This is a genomic window from Pyrococcus kukulkanii (assembly GCF_041647995.1).
In the GTDB taxonomy this organism is placed as follows: domain Archaea; phylum Methanobacteriota_B; class Thermococci; order Thermococcales; family Thermococcaceae; genus Pyrococcus.
In genome coordinates, this window is the sequence record NZ_JARRIB010000002.1 from 1 (window position 1) to 22,972 (window position 22,972).

General features: G+C 45.6%; 24 protein-coding genes and 3 pseudogenes. 9 read left to right on the forward strand and 18 right to left on the reverse strand.

Going from position 1 to position 22,972, the window contains the following annotated elements; all coding sequences use genetic code 11:
* From P8X24_RS04010 to P8X24_RS04025, 4 genes and pseudogenes are all read right to left on the reverse strand, one after another.
* Positions 1–278: pseudogene (locus P8X24_RS04010) on the reverse strand (RNA-guided endonuclease InsQ/TnpB family protein); the annotation flags it as partial.
* 112 nt (positions 279–390) lie between these two features.
* Positions 391–1,545 (reverse strand): glycosyltransferase family 4 protein, encoded by a 1,155-nt coding sequence (locus tag P8X24_RS04015; RefSeq protein ID WP_372914197.1) that lies wholly within the window; start codon positions 1,543–1,545, stop codon positions 391–393.
* Positions 1,542–2,438, reverse strand: coding sequence for a lysylphosphatidylglycerol synthase transmembrane domain-containing protein (locus tag P8X24_RS04020; protein ID WP_372914198.1), 897 nt, complete (start codon positions 2,436–2,438; stop codon positions 1,542–1,544). The genes P8X24_RS04015 and P8X24_RS04020 overlap by 4 nt, the downstream gene beginning before the upstream one ends.
* Positions 2,435–3,244, reverse strand: coding sequence for a UbiA prenyltransferase family protein (locus tag P8X24_RS04025; RefSeq protein WP_372914582.1), 810 nt, complete (start codon positions 3,242–3,244; stop codon positions 2,435–2,437). Before P8X24_RS04025 ends, P8X24_RS04020 begins: the two co-directional genes overlap by 4 nt.
* A gap of 93 nt (positions 3,245–3,337) precedes the next feature.
* On the opposite strand from P8X24_RS04025, the gene P8X24_RS04030 reads away from it, so the two are divergent.
* Positions 3,338–3,667 (forward strand): helix-turn-helix domain-containing protein, encoded by a 330-nt coding sequence (locus P8X24_RS04030; RefSeq protein WP_372914199.1) that lies wholly within the window; start codon positions 3,338–3,340, stop codon positions 3,665–3,667.
* Between the two features lie 15 nt (positions 3,668–3,682).
* On the opposite strand, the gene P8X24_RS04035 is transcribed toward P8X24_RS04030, so the two are convergent.
* Entirely contained in the window at positions 3,683–4,855 is a 1,173-nt protein-coding gene (locus P8X24_RS04035; protein WP_372914200.1) for an aminotransferase class V-fold PLP-dependent enzyme, read from the reverse strand.
* A 71-nt stretch (positions 4,856–4,926) separates the two neighbouring features.
* Here P8X24_RS04035 and P8X24_RS04040 point away from each other — a divergent pair, with 71 nt between their 5' ends.
* Positions 4,927–5,679: a Nif3-like dinuclear metal center hexameric protein gene (locus P8X24_RS04040; RefSeq protein ID WP_372914201.1), complete on the forward strand. Its 753-nt coding sequence runs from the start codon at positions 4,927–4,929 to the stop codon at positions 5,677–5,679.
* On the opposite strand, the gene P8X24_RS04045 is transcribed toward P8X24_RS04040, so the two are convergent.
* The 4 genes from P8X24_RS04045 to P8X24_RS04060 all read right to left on the reverse strand — a co-directional run bounded on the left by P8X24_RS04045 (position 5,674) and on the right by P8X24_RS04060 (position 7,658).
* Positions 5,674–6,075, reverse strand: a complete 402-nt coding sequence (locus P8X24_RS04045; RefSeq protein ID WP_372914202.1) for a hypothetical protein — start codon at positions 6,073–6,075, stop codon at positions 5,674–5,676. The two genes, P8X24_RS04040 and P8X24_RS04045, sit on opposite strands and share 6 nt — an antisense overlap.
* Positions 6,038–7,072 (reverse strand): diphthamide biosynthesis enzyme Dph2, encoded by a 1,035-nt coding sequence (gene dph2, locus P8X24_RS04050; protein ID WP_372914203.1) that lies wholly within the window; start codon positions 7,070–7,072, stop codon positions 6,038–6,040. The genes P8X24_RS04045 and dph2 overlap by 38 nt, the downstream gene beginning before the upstream one ends.
* A gap of 30 nt (positions 7,073–7,102) precedes the next feature.
* Entirely contained in the window at positions 7,103–7,342 is a 240-nt protein-coding gene (locus P8X24_RS04055) for a TRAM domain-containing protein (protein ID WP_372914583.1), read from the reverse strand.
* A gap of 112 nt (positions 7,343–7,454) precedes the next feature.
* Complete coding sequence (locus P8X24_RS04060) at positions 7,455–7,658, reverse strand: MoaD/ThiS family protein (RefSeq protein WP_372914204.1); 204 nt, start codon at positions 7,656–7,658, stop codon at positions 7,455–7,457.
* Between the two features lie 163 nt (positions 7,659–7,821).
* On the opposite strand from P8X24_RS04060, the gene P8X24_RS04065 reads away from it, so the two are divergent.
* The 7 genes from P8X24_RS04065 to P8X24_RS04095 are packed head-to-tail and all read left to right on the forward strand — an operon-like array spanning position 7,822 to position 14,818.
* On the forward strand, positions 7,822–9,381 hold the full coding sequence (locus tag P8X24_RS04065; protein ID WP_372914205.1) for an ABC transporter substrate-binding protein: 1,560 nt from the start codon (positions 7,822–7,824) through the stop codon (positions 9,379–9,381).
* Positions 9,382–9,428: 47 nt separating this feature from the next.
* The gene (locus tag P8X24_RS04070) at positions 9,429–10,448 is read left to right on the forward strand and encodes an ABC transporter permease (RefSeq protein ID WP_372914206.1); all 1,020 of its coding nucleotides are present in this window, start codon (positions 9,429–9,431) and stop codon (positions 10,446–10,448) included.
* 9 nt (positions 10,449–10,457) lie between these two features.
* Entirely contained in the window at positions 10,458–11,306 is an 849-nt protein-coding gene (locus P8X24_RS04075; protein ID WP_372914207.1) for an ABC transporter permease, read from the forward strand.
* Positions 11,306–12,280: an ABC transporter ATP-binding protein gene (locus tag P8X24_RS04080; protein WP_372914208.1), complete on the forward strand. Its 975-nt coding sequence runs from the start codon at positions 11,306–11,308 to the stop codon at positions 12,278–12,280. Before P8X24_RS04075 ends, P8X24_RS04080 begins: the two co-directional genes overlap by 1 nt.
* Complete coding sequence (locus P8X24_RS04085; RefSeq protein WP_372914209.1) at positions 12,273–13,259, forward strand: ABC transporter ATP-binding protein; 987 nt, start codon at positions 12,273–12,275, stop codon at positions 13,257–13,259. Before P8X24_RS04080 ends, P8X24_RS04085 begins: the two co-directional genes overlap by 8 nt.
* Positions 13,260–13,263: 4 nt before the next feature.
* The gene (locus tag P8X24_RS04090; protein ID WP_372914210.1) at positions 13,264–14,163 is read left to right on the forward strand and encodes a glycoside hydrolase family 130 protein; all 900 of its coding nucleotides are present in this window, start codon (positions 13,264–13,266) and stop codon (positions 14,161–14,163) included.
* Between the two features lie 34 nt (positions 14,164–14,197).
* Complete coding sequence (locus tag P8X24_RS04095; RefSeq protein ID WP_372914211.1) at positions 14,198–14,818, forward strand: ZPR1 zinc finger domain-containing protein; 621 nt, start codon at positions 14,198–14,200, stop codon at positions 14,816–14,818.
* On the opposite strand, the gene P8X24_RS04100 is transcribed toward P8X24_RS04095, so the two are convergent.
* From P8X24_RS04100 to P8X24_RS04140, 9 genes and pseudogenes are all read right to left on the reverse strand, one after another.
* Positions 14,793–15,947 carry a class I SAM-dependent methyltransferase gene (locus P8X24_RS04100; protein ID WP_372914212.1) on the reverse strand — a complete coding sequence of 385 codons (1,155 nt, stop codon included), beginning with the start codon at positions 15,945–15,947 and terminating at the stop codon, positions 14,793–14,795. The two genes, P8X24_RS04095 and P8X24_RS04100, sit on opposite strands and share 26 nt — an antisense overlap.
* Positions 15,937–17,205, reverse strand: coding sequence for a bifunctional L-myo-inositol-1-phosphate cytidylyltransferase/CDP-L-myo-inositol myo-inositolphosphotransferase (locus tag P8X24_RS04105; protein ID WP_372914213.1), 1,269 nt, complete (start codon positions 17,203–17,205; stop codon positions 15,937–15,939). The genes P8X24_RS04100 and P8X24_RS04105 overlap by 11 nt, the downstream gene beginning before the upstream one ends.
* A 107-nt stretch (positions 17,206–17,312) precedes the next feature.
* The gene (locus tag P8X24_RS04110) at positions 17,313–17,597 is read right to left on the reverse strand and encodes a PIN domain-containing protein (RefSeq protein WP_372914214.1); all 285 of its coding nucleotides are present in this window, start codon (positions 17,595–17,597) and stop codon (positions 17,313–17,315) included.
* Positions 17,598–17,928: 331 nt separating this feature from the next.
* A complete protein-coding gene (locus P8X24_RS04115) occupies positions 17,929–19,158 on the reverse strand; it encodes a phosphoglycerate kinase (protein WP_372914215.1) in 1,230 nt (409 codons plus the stop codon).
* A gap of 44 nt (positions 19,159–19,202) precedes the next feature.
* Positions 19,203–20,447 carry an ATPase gene (locus P8X24_RS04120; protein ID WP_372914216.1) on the reverse strand — a complete coding sequence of 415 codons (1,245 nt, stop codon included), beginning with the start codon at positions 20,445–20,447 and terminating at the stop codon, positions 19,203–19,205.
* Positions 20,448–20,495: 48 nt separating this feature from the next.
* Positions 20,496–21,501, reverse strand: a pseudogene (gene asd, locus P8X24_RS04125) (aspartate-semialdehyde dehydrogenase).
* A pseudogene (gene thrC, locus P8X24_RS04130) lies at positions 21,498–22,279 on the reverse strand (threonine synthase); the annotation flags it as partial. The pseudogenes asd and thrC, both read right to left, overlap by 4 nt.
* A gap of 34 nt (positions 22,280–22,313) precedes the next feature.
* The gene (locus tag P8X24_RS04135; RefSeq protein ID WP_372914217.1) at positions 22,314–22,640 is read right to left on the reverse strand and encodes an amino acid kinase family protein; all 327 of its coding nucleotides are present in this window, start codon (positions 22,638–22,640) and stop codon (positions 22,314–22,316) included.
* Complete coding sequence (locus P8X24_RS04140; RefSeq protein WP_372914218.1) at positions 22,603–22,839, reverse strand: amino acid kinase family protein; 237 nt, start codon at positions 22,837–22,839, stop codon at positions 22,603–22,605. The genes P8X24_RS04135 and P8X24_RS04140 overlap by 38 nt, the downstream gene beginning before the upstream one ends.
* Positions 22,840–22,972: the final 133 nt, after the last annotated feature.

A 22,972-nucleotide genomic window follows, 5' to 3' on the forward strand; every position in this document is an offset into this window, starting at 1 on the left:
CCCTTCCTCTTCTTTTCAAGAAAACCCTTGACTCTAGCAACTACATCCTGGCAGGCAGTGTAGTAATAGTGGCTTGGCAATTCGTACTTTACCTTCAGTTCTGGTGGTATGGAACTCCTAAGCTTGACTGGGTTCCTAATCTTATTTTCAAAAGCAGACTCGGTCAGGATTAGTAATAATCCAGAATAATCCGTGTAAACCTCCTTTACAGCCTCAAACTTCTTCTTTGTGGGTGGGTAGCTTTCGAGGACTACTGTTCTCGTTAGTTTTACACGCATCAACAAGAGTATCCAGGAGAATTATTTAAACACTTAACCCCTGAAACGAAAGTACACGAAAACAACAAAACACACAAACAAAAGAACAGCCTCTTTAGCACTTTGTGAAAAACTAAAGTGAATTCAAAACCTCCTCATACACCTTTTCGATCTTCTCAACGACGACTTTCCAAGAATATTCCTTCTCAACCGCCTTCCTTCCTGCCTTTCCGAGCTTGTTAGCAAGGTTCTTATCTGAAAGTATCTTTATGATAGCCCGCTTAAGTGCAACTTCATCCCCGGGGGGAACAAGGATACCACTCTCACTTTCTCGAACAACTTCTGGGATCCCACCAACAGTTGTTGCCACGACGGGCACCCCAGAAGCCATAGCTTCTAAGATAACAATCCCAAATGCTTCCGAGGTTATGGAGGGAAGAACGAAAACATCTGCCGATGCGTACAACTTCGGAAGGATTTCGCCTGGAACGTACCCCAGGAACCTAACTCTCCTCTCAATCCCCAGGAACTTTGCTTGTGCTTTTAAGAAGGGAAGCATCTCTCCTGTCCCCACCATCACAAGGGTGACATCATCGATCTCTTCAACAATTCTTTGAAACGCATTGAGAAGAACGTGAGGCCCTTTCCTTGGAGACATTCGGCTAACATAGAGAACAACACGACCTTCTAGCCCAAGTTTCTCCTTTACATCCGCTTTCTCATCTTCACTTAAGGGTTTAAAAAGTTCATCATCTACACCATTAGGGATTACTTCCACCGGAACATCCGTGAAGTGTTCTATAAAAGCTTTAGCAGAGTTGCTAACCGCTATTATCTTATGGAGAAAGCTCAGATAATGACTAAATAGGGGAAACGTCAATCCCAAAGCTTTCCAGAGAGAGGATTCATGATAAAATGATATACTATGCGTTGTGAGCAACGTTGCCTTTCCAAGTTTTCTACCTGCTTTCATTGCCTTAAGGGCAAGGGGGGTAAAGGCATGATGAGAGTGAATAACCTCGAAGTCATTCAAGTATCCCCCGAGTTCCTTATTTGATTTCAAGCTATAAGTGAGGTTTATTCCCACAATTGGGCTTACAGCCCCAGGGACTTTTCTCAGCTCAATGCCCAACTCCTCAAGCTCTTTCTCCTTTCCAGTCTTAAGATCATTAGTCACGATTGCGACATCGTGACCCCTTTCCTTCAGATACTTCGCTAGATGGTGCATGTGGCTAGCCACACCACCAACTTTTGGGTAATACCAATCACTTACAAGGGCTACCCTCATGATTTACCCCCCACCGTTTTATAAAACTCCACAGCTCCCACAAAAGACCACGCGTACTGGTAGATGAACTTGTACGTAAAGGCAACTAAGGTGCTCTTCGTCGAAGAACCTAGGGCGAGCGTTATGCCAAGCTCGTTCGCACCTATACCCGAGGGGATACCACTTACAACAGCAAAAAGTGTGCTGAGTATAAATGCTTTGATGGCATCAAGTAGCCCAACTGAGAGCCCAAAAGCTTTTCCAACTGTTATTATTCCGCCCACTTGAAGGAGCACCGCAAGCGCTGAGAGGAAAAGTAGCACAGCGAAAGTGCTTGGGTTTTTCTTAGAGTTTCTCCACCCAAAATGTATTCTCTCCACGTAGTCCTCCAACCTCCTAGCGAGCCGAGGGCTAATTCTTCGAACGAGATGCAATCCCACCTGAAGAACGTTATAAGTAGCATTATCATAGAAAATGGGCACGAGAAGAAGTCCAAGTAAAAGGAATTTCCACATGCTAGTCCCAAAGGCCACTATTGATATTATAACGAGGATTAAGCCCTCAAGAGAAATGCCAAAAATTAGAGCTGAAAGCGCCTTAAAGTAATCTCCCCCAACAAGCTTTACTTTTGCTAAGTGTCCAACACTTGGGGGAAGGAAGACCATCATATAAAACCCACTTAAAATTGCAGTGAAGGTTTTTCTGAAGCTTGCATCTTGAACCTCCCTAAGGGCGATATACCATCTTAGAGTTGAGATAAGTATCGATGAAAATGCCATCCCAAAGGAAAGACTCAGGAGTTTTAGATCTGCTATAGAGAAGGCTTCTTTTAGCTCTTCTATTTTAACAGTGCGTGCCATGTACCCGAGAGATAACAAGAGTAAAAGAACTGAAAATATCTTTCTCTTTCTCATAGGTTCGTTCCTCCTGTTATAAGGAGTGCTACAATCATTGCAACATCAAACATTCGATAAACCGTCTGAGGTCTTATGCCCAGTCCTCTTCCAACCACCATTAGGGATGGAGCAACTATCAGATGAGGTCTAAAGGCATAGAGCACTACTGTAATGGCAAGGAGGGAGAAGATCTCCACAAGGAGTTCGCTTCTAGCTCTGCCTATAACTATTGGAGTCGTTCTTAATCCAGCCATTAAATCGCTCTCATAATCCTCCAAGTGGTTTCTCAACTCAAGGGCGAAGGAGTAGAAGGTTATCGCCACTGCCATAAGCATCTCTACATTCGAAAGGTTTCCATCGACTATTGAGCCATATATGAAGGACAATCCTCCAAAGAAGAGGCCATGGGAGAGTACATCTACAATGGGCTTACCCTTCAACCTTGGAGGTGCTGAGTACATCGTTGCGAGAAGTATCATGGCCAGATAGACTATAAACATCTCGAAATTTATTTTGAGTGTAAGTCCAGCCCCAGTTAACGCAAGCAGAGCCGACAAGAGTAGTCCCTCCTTTAATGACAGTTCTCCCGAGGCTATGGGATTTTTCCTTACTTTCATAGGGTTCCTTGAATCAGTATCAACATCAAAGCAATTATTTATCGAAAACGCATACCATACAAATAAAACTCCTGCCAAAAGTGCCATGACGAACTCGAGTAGCTTCACACCTTTAATGTTCATCAACAGGGAAAACCCAATAATCGCCATGTACGCCCTCCCCTCTATCGGCCTAATATTTCTGATTATCGCTGAAATCGATGTCATAACTCCCACCACGCACCCTATTGAAGAAATGATTATAAGCCTTTTCACGAACTTGTGAATAGGTATGAAAAAATATCTTCAGGGGTCCTAAAAATGGAGGATATACTCCGCGCCCTTTCAGAGGTTCTCAAAACATTTGAGCTTGGAGAGTCGGAGATAAAAATTTACTCTCTTCTCCAGCGTGAATCATTAACTCCCAGACAGATAGCAAAGGCTCTTGGTCTCTCTGAGAGGATCGTCAGAGAGAAGCTGAAGCACCTACTTGAGCTAGGACTTGTTGAAAGAACCCTCGTGAACCGAGGATGGTTAGGTTACGTTTATCGTGCCAAAGCACCTAGGGAAGCCCTCCAGGAAATATTCAAGCGCATTGAATCCACACTCAAGATCCTAGAGAAAGAGAGCAAGATGAAGCTAAAGAATTGAACACTATTTAGGAAATTAGGCAAGAAGGTTAGAAAAAGCCTCAATGAGTGCTTCAACATCTTCCTCGGTATTGTAGAGGTGAGGTGAGACCCTTACCCCATAAATCCCTTTGGCTCCTCTGAGAGACACAACTATTCCCTCTTCCTTAAGCCTTGCCACCGCTTCCTTTTCCTTTTCAAATCCCAATCCAGTCCTAATCAGGACTATCTGGGAGTTCCCCAGGACTTCAAATCCTCTCTCCTGGGCCCACTTCCTAACCTTTTCGGCAAGCTTTAGGTCGTGCTTCTCTATCCTCTCCACGCCTAACGAGTTTATCAACTCAAGCGAGGCCCCAAGGGCAACTATACCTAGGTAGGGAGGAGTTCCATGATCCAGAACTCTAGCATCCTTCCTCAGCGGAAGGAGCTCCCAAAGATCCTTATCCTTATCACCCCACCAATCGGACCACGGCATGGGAGGCTCAGTGTTTAGCAACCCTATAACGGGTTCACACTCATCCAAGAACTCGTTAGATAGGTACATGATCCCGCTTCCGGTGTTGGGATTGAGCAACCACTTCTCTCCTCCCGCAACAAGTACATCAACGTTCCTCAGGTCAACCTCGAGGGCTCCCAAAGATTGAACGGCATCAACTATAACCCAAGCTCCGTGCTCTTTCGCTACCTCGGCTATTTCCTTGGGCATCCTTTGGCCTGTTATCCACTGGACGTCGCTGTAAACCACGGCGAAAGTTTCATCATCTATAACCTTCTCGACCATTTCCGGAGTGTAGAGGCCGTTCTTATTTTCCACGACTTCAACCTCCAAGCCATGAAGCTTGGCGTAGCTCTTGACTATCGCGGATATCGTTGGAAACTCGAGGTCAAAGGATACTATCTTCATGCCCTTCCTGGGTTTAAGGGCCTGTAGGGCCCTCTTTAAACCGTCCGTAGTCTGAACGCTGAAGGTTACGTTATCTCTTTTCGTCCCAAGAAGCTTCGCCGCTTCCCTTTGAACGGGTTCAAGGTACATTGGATCCAGCTCTTCAACCGCATTTATCCCCTCTTTATAGTTTATAACGTCAAGGAGGAACTCGTTTACAGCTTTAAGAACCGTTACGGGCATCAATCCGAGGCCGGCCGTATTCAGGTAGGCCTTAAACTTCTCAAGCCCAGGGAACAAATGCCTCACATTCACTTCGACCACCATCTTAATGTTTGAATGGAGGTTTAATAAATTAACCTTAAAGCCAACCAGTTCCTCTACCTTGTGGTGGTTCCATGGAGAGAGATGAGATAGTCAAGTTCCTCGATGAATTCCTTAGTATCTCAGCTTACCCCGACAAGTCAAGCAACGGACTCCAAGTAGAAGGAAGAGAAGAGGTGAACACGGTAGCATTTGCGGTTGATGCGTGCTTAGATACGATAGTTAAAGCGAGGGCTTTCAACGCTGACATGCTTATAGTTCACCACGGGATAATATGGGGTGGTGTGAACTACGTTAAAGGACTGTTCGCTAAGAGACTAAAGGAACTTATGAAGGCCGAGATGAACTTGTACGTTGCCCACGTACCCCTCGACGCCCATCCGGAAGTTGGGAACAATGCTCAGTTGCTGAAGCTTCTGGGCCTAGAACCGAAGGAGCCCTTTGGAGAGTACAGGGGTGTGAGGATAGGTTTCATAGGGGAGTTTGAGGAGCCAAAACCACTCCCAATGATAGCTCAAATTTTGGCTGAGAAGCTCCCCGTGGACTACGTTAAGAGCTACGAGTTTGGCCTTCAGGAGGTTAAAAGGGTTGCAGTTATGAGCGGGGCGGGAGGGTTCGCGATAGAGGAGGCCAGCGAAAAGGCTGACCTCTTGATTACGGGAGAGTTCACGCACGCAGACTACAGAACCGCGGAAGACTTAAGGCTTAGTGTTATAGCTGCCGGTCACTACGCCACTGAAACTTTAGGGGTTAAGGCCCTAATGCCCATAATAAGGGAGAAGTTTGGGGTGAAAACAGTCTTCATAGACAGCCCAACTGGATTATGAGCGTCCCATGGCATAGTGGAGTAGCTCATCCCAGTCTAAGTTCAGTTGTAACCCTTCAATGCCGAACATCGTCCCTACAGTCGTGAAGATGAAGTAGAGAGCTATGAAGCTCATGAAAAAGCCAAACTCTGCAGTTAAGGCCACTATAAGTGAATCCTTTACATTGACTCCCTCTATTATTACAAAGAGCAACGTAAAGGCAAATGCTGCTAATAGGTGAACGAAGAGTAATAGAAAGACAGAAACTCCAGATACAACAAGGAGCGCCAACTTCCTAGGCCTCTTGTACGTGAATATCTCAAATCCCGTCTTTAGGAACTCATAATATGCAAAGATTCCAACGACTAAGACGAGAAAATCAGCCGGCTTTATGAAGGGATATGCCGAGAGGCTCATCCTTTTCCCTCCTTCCCCCTGGAATTTCATCGAACTCATATTCCTCTTTTAGTCCAAGCAACAACTCAATTTCCCTGGGCGTTAAAACTGGCTTCCTCCAGTTTTCGTAGTCATCTATTGGAACCCTTGGGCATGCAACCACTACATAGGCGTCAAAGGGAAATCCCTCAAGCTTCATGTAACTTATTTCGTTCATGATTATAAGCCTTGCCTCTCTCCCATGCTCCCTCAAGAGCTGCACAATTCTCTCAGCCTCCTTGAGCCTTAGCTGGCCTTTCTTGGTGCTTACTATAACGCCAAATCTTTTAGCGTCAATAGCCTTAGCTATTTGGGCCCATCTCTTTCTTATGAACTTCTCTTTGAGCTCCTCCATCCACATGAAGTCACCGCTGTAGGGATTTATTGCCAGAACACTCTTTTTCGTTGACAAGGCGAGACCAAGTGGATGAAAGATTCCTGAGCCTATGAACAAAATTCCATCTCCCTCAGCCTTTGCAGCTGAGTAGTTGCATCCAAGCACTTGACCAGCCCAGGAAACCCTTGAGTCTCCCTTGCCTATTATAACCTGAAATCCATTTTTCTCTAAGAATTTCTTCGCTTCTTCGAGCTGATGTATATGCTGTGCCGTTGTTACGAGAATTATCTTTTTCCCTAGTTTCCTAATCTCTTCAATGTTTTTCCTTAAGGCCTCAATCACATCAACTTTCGCAAAGGCGGGAACGAATATCGTTGGGACTTCTAGGTGGAGCTTCATGTAGGAGTGGCCCAGATGTATCAACGCGTCGCAACCTAACAGCTTAGCCTCTTTATCTGCCGGATCGCAGGCACCGTAATTTATTTCACCATGGATTATCGCATTTATCCCATTCTCCTCTAAGAACGCCGCAAGCTCGTAGGCTTCCCTTCTGAGGCCTTCGGGGGACTGAATGAGAACTTTCTTGGCATTTAACTTCTGAAGTTCCCTTAAGATATCATTTTTAGGGATTTCGTGAAGCATGTAATAAAAAGGAGGGAGAATTAAAAAAGTTCACTCAACAACTTCCGCAAATGCAAACCTCTTCTTAACCGAGTTTATCACTATCTCGACCTCGTCCCCAACGTGGGTGTGGGGAACGAATATCACAAAACCCTTAATTCTGGCTATTCCATCTCCACCTTTGCCCATGCCCTCGATCTTAACTTTGTACCTTTCTCCAACTTTAACTGGGGCTTCAAATCTCCTGGGCCCTCCATTAAACTTTTTCTTTCCACCTTTTCCACCATACATCTCCAACACATCCATCCAATATTGGAGCAAGGCACTCAGAGGAGTGTCTTGCCCCACTTAAGCGTTAAAAAGTTCGTTAATAAATATTTTGGTGGCATAAAAGTAAGAATAATCAACCGCCAGAAACTACAGGGATCACTTCAACGAAATCCCCATCTTCCACTTCCTTGTCCTCAAGGGCAACTTTGCCATTGACCTTAGCTATGGCACTTTCCGTATTGAACCCTACTTCCCTAAGAACGTCCCTTACTCTCATTCCTTTTCTCCACTCAACCTCCCTCTCAATCCCCCTGCCAATGACTTTTACCTTTATCATTGCCCAACCCCCTTACCAATTCTACGAGGATCCTTAAATCTTGCCTTGAGGATTTTTCGAGCTAAATAAAAACCATCTCCGAACATATTATAAGTTTAACACGGCTGAAAATCCAAAAAATTTAAATCCACTACTGAATGAACTTTAATATCGGTGAAATTATATGATGTTGAAAGCGCAAGTTTTTGCATTGGTGTTGCTTTTAGCCCTCGGAGTTGTGGCAAGTGGATGTATAGGAGGGCAACAAACCCAGACAAAAGAGGAGGTTACGCAAATAGTAATTGGTGTTACCGATAAGGTCACCGACCTCGATCCTTCAAATGCTTATGATTTCTATACTTGGGAAGTCTTGAACAACATAATGGAGGGCCTAGTCAAGTACAAACCAGGGACCCTGGAAATTGAACCTGCAATTGCAGAAAGGTGGGAAGTAAACGAGGATTCGACTGTCTGGACTTTCTACCTAAGAAAGGACGTAAAGTTTGCTGACGGAACACCTTTAACCGCTAAAGATGTGGTTAGGAGCATAAAGAGAGTAATGAAGATTAATGGGGATCCAGCCTGGCTTGTAACTGACTTCGTCAAAGATGTCGTCGCTAAAGATGACTATACGGTAGTATTCTACCTTAAACAACCTACGAGCTATTTCCTTGCACTACTGACTACACCCCCATACTTCCCAGTTCACCCTAACTACTCTGATACTCAAATAGAGAGCGATGCAACATATGGAGGAGCCGGCCCCTATAGGATCGTCAAGTGGGTCAGAGATGAAGAATTAGTCCTTGAAGTTAACCCCTACTATTACGGAGAGAAGCCGAAGACGAAGAGGATAGTTATCAAGTTTTACAGGGATGCCTCAACAATGAGGCTGGCCCTACAGAACGGTGAAATTGATATAGCCTGGAGAACGCTAAGGCCAAGCGACATAAAGAGCCTTCAGCAAGGTGGCAACTTTAACGTTATCGAAATCCCAGGTGGTTTCATAAGGTACATATGTCTGAACACAAAGACTGACCCAACTAAGAATGTAAAAGTAAGGCAGGCCTTGGCTGCAGCAATTGACAGAAAGGAGATTGCGGAGAAGGTTTTCATGGGAACTGTCGAACCCCTGTACAGCTTAATTCCAAACGGAATGTGGAGCCACATAGATGCATTCAAGGAGAAGTACGGAGATGCAAACGTAGAGCTCGCAAAGAAGCTACTGCAAGAAGCAGGCTACAGCGAGAGCAATCCACTCCAGATAACCCTCTGGTACACGCCAACCCACTATGGAGATACCGAGGCTGATCTGGCACAGATCCTTAAGGAACAGTGGGAAAGGACTGGAATGATCAAGGTTGACATAAAGAGTGCGGAGTGGGGAACCTACGTTGACTACGCAAGGAAAGGACAGATGCAAGTCTATCTCCTGGGCTGGTATCCAGATTACCTTGATCCAGATGACTACACAACGCCGTTCCTTAAGAGCACAGCCAACAGTTGGGCTGGAACTGGCTATGCCAATCCAACGGTAGATGAACTCCTAACCAAGGCTCAGAGGCTCACAGATCAGAACGAAAGGACTAAGTTATACGAGGAAGTGCAGAGGATACTTGCAGAGGACGTTCCATACATACCGCTCGTGCAAGGTAAGCTGTACCTGGTCACCCAAAAGAACGTTAAGGGAGTTGTAATTGGCCCAGACATGATATTCCGCTACTCTACACTCTATAAAGAGTAATCTCTTTTTCCTTCTTCTTTATTAATTAAATTTAGGGAGGTGTTTAAATGAGTAGGGGACTAGGAAGGTATATCCTTATTAGAGCCTCTATGATCATCCCAACGATCCTAATTTTATATACGGTGGTGTTCATATTCTTGAGAATTCTTCCAGGAAACCCAATATTGGCGGTAGTGGGAACTAAGAGTATCTCACCAGAGCAATTGGAGCATTTAATGAAGATGGCCGGTCTGGACAAGCCATATCACGTTCAATATTTTGAGTACCTTTGGAACATTCTTCATGGAGATTTCGGAGTAACCTTAGCGTTTCCAATGGGTAAACCGGTGTGGGATTATTTAAAGCAGAGGTTCCCGGCAACCCTCGAATTAACGATTTGGGCATTTACAATTAGTGTCCTCTTAGGCTTGCTTACAGGAGTCTTAGGGGCAACGAAAAAAGGGACAAAAGTGGACACTTCAATGAGACTCTATAGTATAATAGCGTACACGCTCTTCATACCATGGTTCGGCATGATGCTTCAGTACATATTTGGAGTAAAACTTCACCTCCTCCCGACCTCTGGAAGACTTGACCCAGGAGTTCATCTACAAACAATAACAGGCCTATACGTACTCGACAGCATACTAACCGGAAACTGGGATGCCCTAGTTAGTGCCGTAAGGCACTTAATACTACCCGCATTTACCCTTGGAATTGTTCTCAGCGGTGCATATACAAGGTTGGTTAGGAATAACATGGTGGATGTATTAAGTCAAGACTTCATAAGGGCCTACCATGCGAGGGGCGTTCCCCCGAGAAAGGTTACATGGTACGCTCTAAAGAATGCTTTTATTCCTGTGGTTACCTTAATGGGACTCCAGTTTGCAATACTCCTCGGTGGTGCAGTTTTAACGGAAACTACTTTCAGCTGGCCCGGGATGGGAACCTTTATAGTCGACAGGATAGATTATAGGGACTACAATGCAATTCAAGGTGCGGTAATATTCTTCGCGTTCTTCGTGGGCTTAATTAGCCTGATAGTTGACGTGATCTATGCAATCCTCGATCCAAGGGTTAAGTACTGAGGTGATAAAATGGAGATAATAAGTCCAATGACAAAGTTTCTCCTAGAGAAAAAGCCCGGAAGAGGAATGCTACTCTTTGGAATAGCTGTAGTTCTCATGGTAGTTATAATGGCAATTTTCGCTCCAATAATTGCCCCATACGATCCAACCAAGAGCACTAAGGACGTTTTTGCTCCTCCAAGCCTTAAGCATCCCATGGGAACTAACAGGTTAGGACAAGATGTGTTCTCAAGGATAGTCTGGGGATCGAGGGTGGTTCTCTCGGTAGTTTTCATGGCCACCCTCCTATCTATGATCATTGGAATTCCCCTGGGTCTGATCTCAGGCTACTATGGAGGGAAAATCGACAGGTTACTGAGCATAATAATGGACAGCATTTATGCATTCCCAGCCTTGATATTGGCAATTGTCATTGCGGTAGTTTTGGGGCCAAGCCCCGTGAACACTGCAATAGCGATAAGTTTCGTTTACGTACCTACTTATTTCAGGATGGTTAGAGGGCAGACATTAAGCCTAAAGAACCAGCTGTTCGTTGAGGCCGCGCATGCCATAGGAGCGAAGGACAGGGAAGTTATGGTGAAGTACATACTCCCAAATCTGGGCCCGACGGTTCTTGTAGTATTCACGCTGAGCGTTGCCGATGCTATACTAACGGAGGCAGGTTTAAGTTTTCTTGGTCTTTCCGTGACGCCGCCAACGCCAGACTGGGGCTACGATCTGAGGGTAGGTCAGCCGTTCTTGCTTGACGGCTATTGGTGGCTGGTCTTCTTCCCTGGAGTGATGATCATGCTCCTAGCGATGGCATTCGCACTGATAGGTGAAGCTCTAAACGAGAGAATTTCCCTGGGGGTGAGGTAATGCTACTGGAAGTTAAAGACCTCTCCATTTATTATTACACGCTCTCGGGAGTCGTCAAGGCAGTTGAAGGAGTAACATTCTCCATAGACGAGAAAGAGTGGGTAACGTTCGTTGGGGAGAGTGGCAGCGGAAAGTCAACCGTTGCTAGTGCCATAATCAGGCTGGTTCCACCCCCAGGAAAAATAGTTAGTGGTCAAATAATGTTCGAAGGAAAGGATCTGCTAAAGCTAAGTGAGGAGGAGATGAGGCAAATTAGAGGAAAAGATATCAGTATGGTGTTCCAAGATCCCATGACGAGCCTAGATCCCTTAAGAAAGATAGGAGATCAGCTCGTTGAAGCAATGACCGTTCACGGAGTCGATGAAGATGAAGCCAAAGAAAGGGCAAAAGAACTACTCGAAAAGGTAAACATTCCTCCGGACAGGTTCGATTACTATCCACACCAGCTCTCTGGAGGTCAGAGACAGAGGGTCAGCATTGCAATTGCAATGGCTTTTAATCCAAAATTACTCATCGCCGACGAGCCTACTACCGCCCTAGATGTTATAGTTCAGGATTCCATTATGGATCTAATTCAAAGCCTGAAGGAAGAGGGAACAAGCATATTCTTCGTGACCCACGACATTTCACTCGCGGCTGAGAGGAGCGATAAGATAGCGGTAATGTACGCCGGAAAGCTCGTAGAGTTTGGAACCGTTGAACAGATTGTGGAAAATCCCCTCCATCCCTACACCCAGGCCCTTCTCAATAGCGTTCCCGACTTATGGACCGAGAAGCCCGTCAAGGCCATTCCAGGTTACCCACCGGACTTAAGAAATCCGCCAAGGGGGTGCAGATTTCATCCAAGATGCCATATTTTCGCAGAGAAAGGAGAGCTGAAGGGACTGTGCGATGCAGAAGAGCCGATGATGATCGAATACGAGAAGGGGCACTTCGTTGCCTGTCATCTCTATGGAGGGAGCAGAAATGAGTGAGCCCCTCCTGAAAGTTGAGAACCTGAAGAAGTACTTCCCTATAAAAAGAGGAATAATTGAAACACTTAGGAGGGCACCAGTAAGGTACGTTAAAGCCGTAGATGGCATAAGTTTTGAAATAAAGAGAGGAGAAGTTCTTGCACTCATAGGTGAAAGTGGATGCGGAAAGACCACAGCGGGAAGAACTATACTGAGGCTAATAGAACCGACCGACGGAAGGATAATCTTTGATGGGGTTGATATAACTAAGTTAAGCAGGGAAGAGCTTAGACCATTCAGGAGGAGGATGCAGATAATATTCCAAGACCCATACGCGAGCTTAAGCCCCAGGATGAAAATAGGAGATGCGATAGCACACCCACTTCTGGTTCATGGACTTGCAGATAAGGAAGGGGCAAAAGAGCTAGCCCTGAAAATGCTCAGGAGGGTAGGGTTAACTCCTGAAGATGAGTTTTACGAGAGGTACCCACACCACTTAAGCGGAGGACAGAGGCAGAGAGTTGTAATAGCTAGGGCAATGATCCTCAAACCGGAATTCGTAGTTGCAGATGAAGCAGTTTCAATGATTGACGTATCAATGAGGGCCGCAATTCTCGACTTGCTAGAGAGCTTCAGGAAAGAATACAATATGAGCCAACTCTTCATTACGCACGATATTGCAGTGGGGAAGCTAATAGCCGACAGGATAGCGGTAATGTACCTAGGCAAGATAGTCGAGATAGGGCCCACGGATGAAGTCCTTAAGAACCCGGCCCATCCCTATACGATGGCCCTAATTCAGGCTGTTCCCTCAATAGCGAGAAAAAAGGAGAGGAAAATTGAGATCACCGGAGAGGTTCCAAACGCCGCTAATCCTCCAAGCGGTTGCAGATTCCACCCAAGATGCCCCCTAGCAACTGAAGAGTGCAAGAGTAAGGAACCAGAGTTAATTGAGGTCTCCCATGAACACTTTGTGGCTTGCCACCACCCGTTAAGGTGAGAAGATGCTTAGAAAGCTTCCCTTCCCAATTTTATTGCCGTCAGCAGATGGCTTTGACTGCAAAAACGCATACAACCCCTCAGTGATTTATAGAAAAGGGAAGTTTATCATGCTGTACAGGGGTGAATGCAAAGACAGAAAAACTGGAAGAATAGGCCTAGCGATAAGTGAAGATGGCATTAACTTCACTAAATTTCCAGAACCTGTACTTGAGCCTGAATATCCCTGGGAAGCAAAAGGTGTTGAGGATCCAAGGGTGGTAAAGTTAGGAAAGAAGTACGTGATGACGTACACAGGTTACGATGGGAAGATCGCGAGGCTCTGCATAGCAACTTCAAAGAACTTACTCTCATGGAAAAAGCATGGGCCTATATTTGATGACTTTCCAGAGAATTACCTGAGGCCAAGGGGATGGACGAAAAGCGGTGCAATACTCCCAGTTAAGGTCAATGGAAAATACATCATGTACTTCGGAGATTCAAACATTTGGATTGCATACTCAAAGGACGGTAAAAATTGGGAGTACTCAGAAAAGCCAATTCTAAGCCCAGGAGAGCTGTTGTTGATAGAACCGGGGCCTCCACCCTTATTAACCGATAAAGGCATCGTACTCTTCTACAACTCGGCGGATAAGAGTTTAGTCTACAGAGTTAGGGTTGCCGTCTTTGATAAAAAGAATCCAGGGAAGGTAATATGGAACTCAGGGACTCCAATTTTAGAGCCCGAATATCCCTGGGAAAAGTTTGGCCACGTTAATAACGTTGTATTTTTGGAAGGACTAGTGGGGGATAACGAGAGGACGCTCTTCTACTATGGGGCAGCCGATAGGTATATTGGTTTAGCAGTATGGAAAGGGAGCGTTGAGATGTTACTACAAGCATTGGGATTTTCAAAACCTATATAAGGCAAGGCATTATGCCAAGGAAGGGGAGAGTAAGGTGGAAGAGGAACTCAAACCGGAGAAAATTCAAGAGATTAAGCTAGGAGACTGCCCGATTTGTGGAGGTAAGGGAACGTTAAAGGCAATCCAGTTCATTCACAAGATCCCCTACTTCGGCGAGGTCATGGAGTCAACAGTAATCTGCGAGAGGTGCGGCTACAGGAGTGCAGATGTCATGATTCTTGAGGAAAAGGAGCCGAGGCTGTACGAGATCAAGGTAGAGAACGAGAAAGACCTCTTCACGAGGGTAGTTAGAAGCAAGAGTGGAACTATAGAGCTTGAGGAGCTCGGAATAAAGATAGAGCCCGGACCAGCAGCCCAAGGGTTTGTAAGCAACATAGAGGGAGTTCTGGAGAGGGCAAAGGAAGTTCTCCTCATGGCAAGAGACTTCAAGAAGGAGGAGAACGATGAAGAGGCCGTAAAGAAGATAGATAAGTTGTTGAAGTACATCGAAGATGTTAAGGAAGGCAAAAAACCCCTGACCATCAGGATTATGGATCCCTTTGGCAACAGCGCCCTGATAGGGGAGAAAGTCAAGAGCAGGAGATTGACAAAGGAGGAAATAAAGAAGCTTAGCACCGGACCTTACGTAGTCATTGATCCAGAGGCTCGGCAATAACAGCTAAATCCCTAACCTTGAAGACGAAGGCCCTCTTCTCTCCCTTAAGCCCCTGCTCAATCTTCCTCCTTATTCTCCAGTACTCCTCCTCAGGAACGCTCATCCTCAGGGTGGCCCTTCCGTAGCCCTCCTTCCTTAGAAAGTCGTTTATCCTCACCGGATGGAATGGCATTGTTGCAACGACAACATAGGATCTCTTGAAGTACTCGCTCTTTATTTCTTCATCTCCTGTGGCAAGGATCCTCCTCTTCTCCCTCAACAAAAGCTTAAGTTCGCCTTTAACCTTGTGGAAGAGCTCGTTTATTAGGTCTGCGTAGTCTATAGCCTGAGGAATTTCATAAAGATACCTCTCGGGAGTTTTGGTTTCATCAACTATGTTCTCCAGCTCAGGGTTACTCTCGAGCCTTGCTCCCTGGGGCAATATGACGGCACTTCTCTCGGCCTTAGCCAAGGGTTCGGTGTAGAAGGTTAGCCTATTAACGTGGCCGTAGAGGTCTATGTACTCGAACTCGCCCTTCCACGGAACCTTTTCGCGCCTTATCTGGGGGGGTAGATCGAAGATGAAAGCTTCAGCTTTTTCCTTATAGGCCTCGTACACCTTTAAAGGACTCGGAAGGAGATCCTCAAGGTTTCTCTCCGGAACCTCTGGGGGCCTTGCAGGGTCGGAGAATATAACTTTCGCATCAATCTTCTCAATAATATCTGGGTTCAAAGAATCACCAACAAGGAACTCGATGTTAACCCCATACTTCTCCGCGTTTCTTCTTGCGAACTCTATCTTTAGGGGATCTATATCAACGCCCACTGCCCTTATCCCATGCTTGGCGAAGAATATCAGCTGAATTCCAACGCCACAGGAAACGTCAGCTATGCTCTCCACTCCCTGCTCCTTCAACCTCCTTCCCCTGTAGTCAGCCACAATTTCATGGGTCGCATATCTAAGCCCCTCGAGATCAAACCAGAGGTCGGTTCTTGAGAACTTATCCTTCGCCTTTATTCTAGCCCTAGCCACCTCCAACGCTAATTTAAATTCTTCCTCAGGAAGGCCTAAAGCTCTCCTTATCTTCTTCTCATCGTACCCCTTTCTTATCATCTCCTCCGCCGTTCTAACGTGCTCCTCAGTGAGCATGATCCCACCTCCTGACGAGGTAGATAGTGATTGCAACCCTCAACGTACTCCACACTGCAAGTAGAGCAAACAGAGGCTTTATCCATCCAAGCAGTGTAAAGAGCATTGTTGTGAATATCCTCTCGTCTCTCTTTCCTGGGATCCTCCTTAGTGGTGGGATTACCTTATAGGCATCGACACAGTAGGCCCCCCTAAACCTCTCGGTTGAGTAGCTAACCATAGCCGAGGAGAACATTGCAATTCCAGCTATAACCCACCATATGGGTTCCCTTATTGAAACATAAGCTAAGGTCAGGAGGAACGTAAAGTCAACGTACCTGTCAAGTATTGAGTCGAAGTAGCCGCCGAACTTACTCGTCTGCATCCTGGCCCTCGCTATCTCTCCATCGACGCCATCGAGAATTGAGCTTATCTGATACAGGATTCCAGCCAATGGGACACTGATGAGGTTCATTAGACCCGAGAATATGCCAAAAAGGAATGTTATAACGGTGAGCTGATTGGGCGTGAAGTGCTCAACCAATAAAACGGAGATCCTTGTAGAGATCTTCCTGTTTAAGTGCCTGCTTATGAATCCATCTCCAACCCCCTTAACGGAGGTGTAAACTATGAGCTTCCTCGCCTTCTTGAGCTCCTCCGGCGTGTCAACGTCCATCCAGAAGAGGCCATCCACAAAGGTAACCTCAAGCCTTGCCTCCCTCACAACGTCCCTAAGCTCGACAACTTCCCTTTCCTTAGCTAATCTCTCGGTAACTTCAAATATCGAGTCGTCAAGCACGAAAAAGCCAGTGTCTAGGGCATCCCACTCCTCAAGCTGCTTCCCTATATCTTCAACCCTTCCATTCTTCACCTTAACCTTTGTTGCCTCATCAACATCAACGAACATAGGCTTTCTATCCGCTATTAGTCCTCGACCCTTAACGGCAAGCTCGTAAAACCTCTCCTCGTAGATGTGATCGCTCATGACGAGCACGAACCTGCCTGTTACGTGCCCTTTAGCTACGTGAAGGGAAAAGCCGTTGCCCCTCTCGGGCCTTGGATTAACTACAATCTCGGCGTTAAGGTTATGCTTCCTCACGAACTCCTCGTAGGGCTCTCTGTACTTTTCGTTCGTCACTATCACGAACTCGCTCACTCCAAACTTCTGGAGGTTTTTGATCGTCCTGTAGATAAGTTCCCTGCCTGCAACCCTGATTAGACCCTTCGGCTTCTCACCCATCCTCGTCCCGTATCCCGCGGCCAGTATTACCGCTTTCACTCCCTCACCCCTTAACGGAGTTAGAAGGGAGAAGTTAAAAGTTTTAGTGTCAAAAGGTTAGAAAATCTCATTGGGCCTGATGGAGAACTTCGAGGAAAGGTACATTCTCAAAAATCCTTATCAAAGGTGGCAATTTTCGAAATCTTATAAAACTTGCAGGTGGCTGCTATGAGAGCATCATTTGGCAATAAACCAAATTCCTTGGAGAGAGTATCTGCTTCGTTTAGGATTTCCTTATTAGGTGGGAGCAACTCTATAATCCCAAGCTCAATGTTCTCCAGTATAAACTCCGAGAGATACTTAAAAACAGGGTCAAATCTCTCCCGTTCCTGCATGAACATTTTCTTAACCCTGAATTTTCCGGTACAGCCAAATAACCTTTCTGTTTCCATATAGAGCAGTTTAAAGAACAACATTTGGAGAAACGTAAGGCATGTTTTCATTTATCGCATAGTCTAAAAGTTCTATTGCATCTTTAACTCCATAATAATGCCTAAACAAAAACGGAAGTGTCAATAAATATCTTCATTTTCAAACCTCTCTTCCAGGTAAAGAAATTGATGCTGAATTTGATAAGCTATATGAAATTGGAGCCCACACACTTACCGACTTTGCTGTAGAAGCGAGATATCCAACTATCTACGAAATTCCCCCAAGAGATTGCAAGAGAGGCTATTGAGATAGCAAAGCTTGTTATGAATTTTGTCCTTAATAAATTGCAAATTAAAGATGCCCCTTGAACTTCTCGTAGCTTAAGCTTAGAGCCTCGAGCACAGGCAGTTTCTCTCCGGCAAAGAACGTTAGCATCGCCCCTCCACCGGTTGAGACGTGGCTTATACCCTCTATTCCGTACTTATGTATGCTAGCTATTGAGTGACCCCCACCGACAACGCTGAACGCTGGACTTTCAGCTATGGCCCTAAACACTCCTACTGTTCCCACAGCAAACTCCTCCCTCTCAAAAACACCCATAGGGCCGTTGGCCACTATTATCTTTGCCTGCATGAGGACCTGCCTGTACTTCTCCACCGTTCTCGAGCCTATATCCAGTATCTGGTACTCATCAAATAGCCTCTTTTCTTCACTTAGCAGGTCTATCTCCAGCCTCTCCCCTTTATAGTCTATTGCAAAGTCTACGGGGGTTTTAACGAAGGGATAAAACTCATCCAGTATCTTCTCGGCCCAGTCCACGAACTTTAAAATCCCTTTACGTTCCATGAACTCTATGTTCCTCCTTCCCAAATTAAAGCCCTTAGCCAAGGTAAAGACGTTTGCAACCAATCCTCCGGTTAAAATGAGGTCAGCTTTACCTTTCCTTAACACGTTCTCGGCAACCCTCAACGAGTCATCGACCTTTGCCCCCCCAAGGACGTATACTCTGGGCCTCTCTTTACTGTAATAAGCTTTGCTTAGAGCCTCAACCTCCCTCTCCATTAAGAGTCCCATTATCATGGGCTTTACCCTTGCAAAACCAACAAGGGAGGGCTGACTTCTATGTGCGGCGGCAAAGGCATCATTCACAACAAGATCTATAACTTGGGAGAGCTTTTTAACGAAGAACGTTTTTTCGCACTCCTCTATGGACTTATTTTTAACTTCCTCAGCTGAAAACCTCAGGTTTTCGAGCATTAAAACCTCCCCAGGTTTGAGCTCCCTAATCTTCTCCCTAGCGTACTTTCCAAATATATCCTCAACGTACTCAACGTGCTGGTCTAACAGTTCAGAGAGAATCCTCGCGTGCTCTTCTGTTGTGGCGTAGTCTTCACTATATGGCTTTCCCTGATGAGTGCCTATAACAAGCCTCGCTCCACTTTCGAGCAGGTACTTTATCGTTGGAAGCACGGCCCTAAATCTCGCGTCACTGATTATCTTGCCATCTTTCATTGGTGAATTGAGGTCAGCACGAAGGAAAACCGCCTTATTATGGAAATTAAAATCGCTCAATCTGAACATTTCACCACCGTAAAATTATTGGAAGGAGGTTTAAGAAAGTTTATTTACTCACCGTAGGTGGCAATGCTTTCTCTAGCAAGCTCCACTAGATCTCCCGGTGTTAGCACGTCAACGTTCTTTGGTTCCCTCTCAAGAACATCCAGGGATGGAACAAATAGTATCTTTCTGCATTTGAATTTTTGGAGCTTTTCTTCGATTTTTCTAATTTCTTCTCCCCTAACTCTTGACTTCCACTTTACTTCACCGACAATTTCGAGATGACTGAACCTTAGAAGGGCTATGTCAACTTCAAGTTTCGGCTCCTCGATTTTTGTTTTTCTCAGCCCATACACTTTGCTTAGCAGATTCTCTACGAAGTACTGAACGTGAAAGGGGAGCTTCATCTCAATAACTTTGGCTATAAATTCTACTGGTGTCTCAAGCTCCGTGTAGGAGTACTTTTCCTCGAGATAGAAGTGAAGATCTAATAAGGGGGAAGATATCCTGTATCTGAACCTCTTCTTTCCATATATGGGGATTTTTTCAAGAAATCCCATGGCCGTAAGGATTTTCAAGTACTTCTGAACTGCAGAGGGTGACTCTATCAACCCTTTATTTATTAAAATGCTAGCTATTTCTCCACTCTTCTGCATTCCGTCCGCTACAGCAGATAAAATAGCTAAATATACCCTGGACATGGTGACTTCCTCTTCCCTGAAAGCTTCTCCGACGATCTCTTCAACTACAGCCCCTGAACTTGCCAAGTATTCTGCAAGAAATCTCCTCAATGGCGGCCTGTATATCGGGACTAAAATAGGCTCCCTCAAGTACGTCGCTGCCTCGATCAATTCTTTCCCGTTAACCTCCTTTTTGAGTTCAACAAGCAATTCCCTCTCATCAATTAAGCCAACTTTAATTGGCTCTGCTATTCCAAGAAGAGGGCTTTCCCTCCGAGCAATGAGCCTAGTTGTGAGCCAGAGCGTTGACGTTATGAGTATAAGGTCTCCAGTGCCAGAATATGCATGGAGGAAGTCAAGGAACTCATCTGGCAGTCTATGAAACTCATCTATAACGATCCTTTTGCTTTCTCTTAAATCTTGAAGCAGGCCACTAATGAATTCTCTATAGCCCATAGAGATCGCATCTTGCTTGTCAAAAACACTCCCATCCCTTTTTACGAAATAGAACTTGTCCCATTTTGTGAATTTCTCAACCAAGAACGTTTTTCCAGTCTTTCTCCGCCCGTATACCATCTTCCATCCAGGGGATTTTAATTTGTTAACCTCGATTCTCCTGGGAATGATTCTCATGGGAATCATTCTAAGCAGAATTATATAAAAAGGTTATGCTCAAAAAATTCAAAGATACCCAAGCCTATATGCGAGCTCAGCGTTTAAAACTAAGCCTCCCCTCTTACCCCTGACAAGGTTGTGCCCCAAGACAACGTATTTAACTCCCCCACTTATCTCCTCAAGCCTTCCCACGGTCACCGTCAGTCCCTCTCCGCGATCCCTGTGAAGTCTAGGTTGAGGAACCTCCGTATAAACTATGGGCTTCTCGTAAGAGGGCAGGTTTAAATCATTTAGAGGATCGAACTCCTCAAACGCTCTCCGAATTTCTTCAACATCCGGGTTCTCAAGCTCAACAAAAACTGCCTCAGTGTGTCCGTGTATTACGGGAACTCTAGTTGCTATCGCGGATATATCAAAGTCTGCGAACTTTATCTTATCCCCCCTTAAGCTCTCCTAGGATCTTCCTGCTTTCGTTCTCTATCTTCCACTCTTCCCCACTTATGAACGGAATTACGTTATCGTGGATGGCATAGGCAGAAAGACCAGAGAAACCAGCGCCGCTGATTGCCTGCATCGTGGCTACCCTGACCTTCTTTATGCCAAAATTCCTCAACGCCGCCAGTGATAGGGTTAGAATAGCAGTTGAGCAGTTTGGATTAGTGACTATAAATCCTTTCCAGCCCCTCTTTTCCTTTTGAACCTTTATGAGTTCCAGGTGCTCTTTGTTGACTTCTGGTACTAGAATTGGGACATCTTCGTCGTAACGATGGGCTCTTGTGTTGGTAAACACGGGAATTTCCTTGGCGAGCTTTTCCTCAACATCCTTCGATATTGAAGCAGGCAAAGCATTGAACACTAAGTCAACCCCAGGATCTTCAAGGAATTCTGTTAGGCTCACCACGACATAATCTCTGAATTCTTCGGGAGCGTCTTCAACAAATTCACCGTACTTCTTTCCAGCGGATCTTTCTGAGGCAACCAGCTTCTCAACCTTGAACCATGGATGACCCTCGAGGAGATTAACGAACGTTCTCCCAACTAATCCCGTTGCTCCTAAAACTGCGACCTTCATTCCATCACCCTCCTGAACGCTTCTAGCGTTGGCTCTATGGCTCAGGTAGCTTGAAGTTGTTTACAACTATGTTCGGGTCTTTCAGTCCGTGACCCGTGGTTATCAGCACGTAGCTCTCGCTCCTATCTATGGCGCCCTCACACAGGAGCTTTATCAGACCAGCCAAGGATGCTGCTGAAGCTGGCTCCACAAAAAGCCCCTCTTTAGAGGCCAGAATCCTCTGGGCTTCAAGTATCTCTTCGTCGGTAACGCTCTCGAAGAGTCCTCCCGATTCCTTCACGACGTTCCAAGCCTTGGGCCAGTTCGCGGGGTTTCCTATCCTTATTGCTGTTGCAACAGTTTCGGGCTTCTCCTCTGGCCTGAACTCCTTGCCCTCTTTCCAGGCCTTTGCTAGAGGAGAGGCACCTTCCGCCTGAATTCCGATCATCCTGGGGAGCTCGTCTATTACTCCAGCCTCATAGAGCCCCTTGAATCCCTTCCAGATTGCCGAGATGTTGCCGGCGTTTCCTACAGGCACTACAACATTATCCGGAACCCTCTGGAGCTGATCGTAGATCTCGTAAGCTATAGTCTTCTGCCCTTCAAGCCTGAACGGATTTATTGAGTTCAGCATGTAAACTCCAAGCTCCCTGCTTGCCTCAACCACAACCCTAAGTGCATCATCAAAGTTACCGTTAACGGGAACTACTTGGGCTCCGTAGATTATGGCCTGGGCGAGCTTTCCTAGGGCAATCTTACCGCTCAGAACCAAAACATAAGCTTTTATTCCGGCCTTTGCATCGAGAAGGCTCGCCAGTGCTGTCGCAGAGTAATCACTCCCTCCCCAGGGTCGCAACTTTATCGCTGAGATTGGCCATAAATCCTGAAATAACAGGAACAAGGGCCTCCTCGAGGGCTTCATATATTAGCTTGGCATTCCTTCTGCTCTTCTCAATATCAATGAATGCATCGCCGAACTCGCCCCTTCCGACGAATATTTCCTCCCCTGGGATTACTTTTCCACTTACGGCACTTGCGAAAAGAACTGCTGAAAGTAACTCTCCCATGCTGAGGATGTAGTCCCTAAGGGCGGGATATTTAAGATCAGGAAGGGTGAAGAGTCTATCTATATAGGGCTTTAAAATCGAAGAGCATTGCATGGTAAATACATTCACCCGCAACCTTTACGGCAAGGTCCTGATTTAAGCTATCAGCGTATCTTATTAGATCGTCTGTTATCCCTTTAAGGGCCGAAACAACTACAGCTACCTCGTTCTCTTCAGACAAACTCGCTACCAGTGAAACTGCATCCTGAAAGTCGAGTCTCATTGAGCTCCCGCCGAACTTGAATACTATCATTTCCCCGCCAAGCCATGTTTCTCAGGAAATTTTATATATTTTTAGACATAATTTTAATGCCTAAAAATAACTAGAAAGAATAAAACTTTGAATAGTAGCTCGAGGGTTAACTATTAGCTCAGAAAATTCCTGG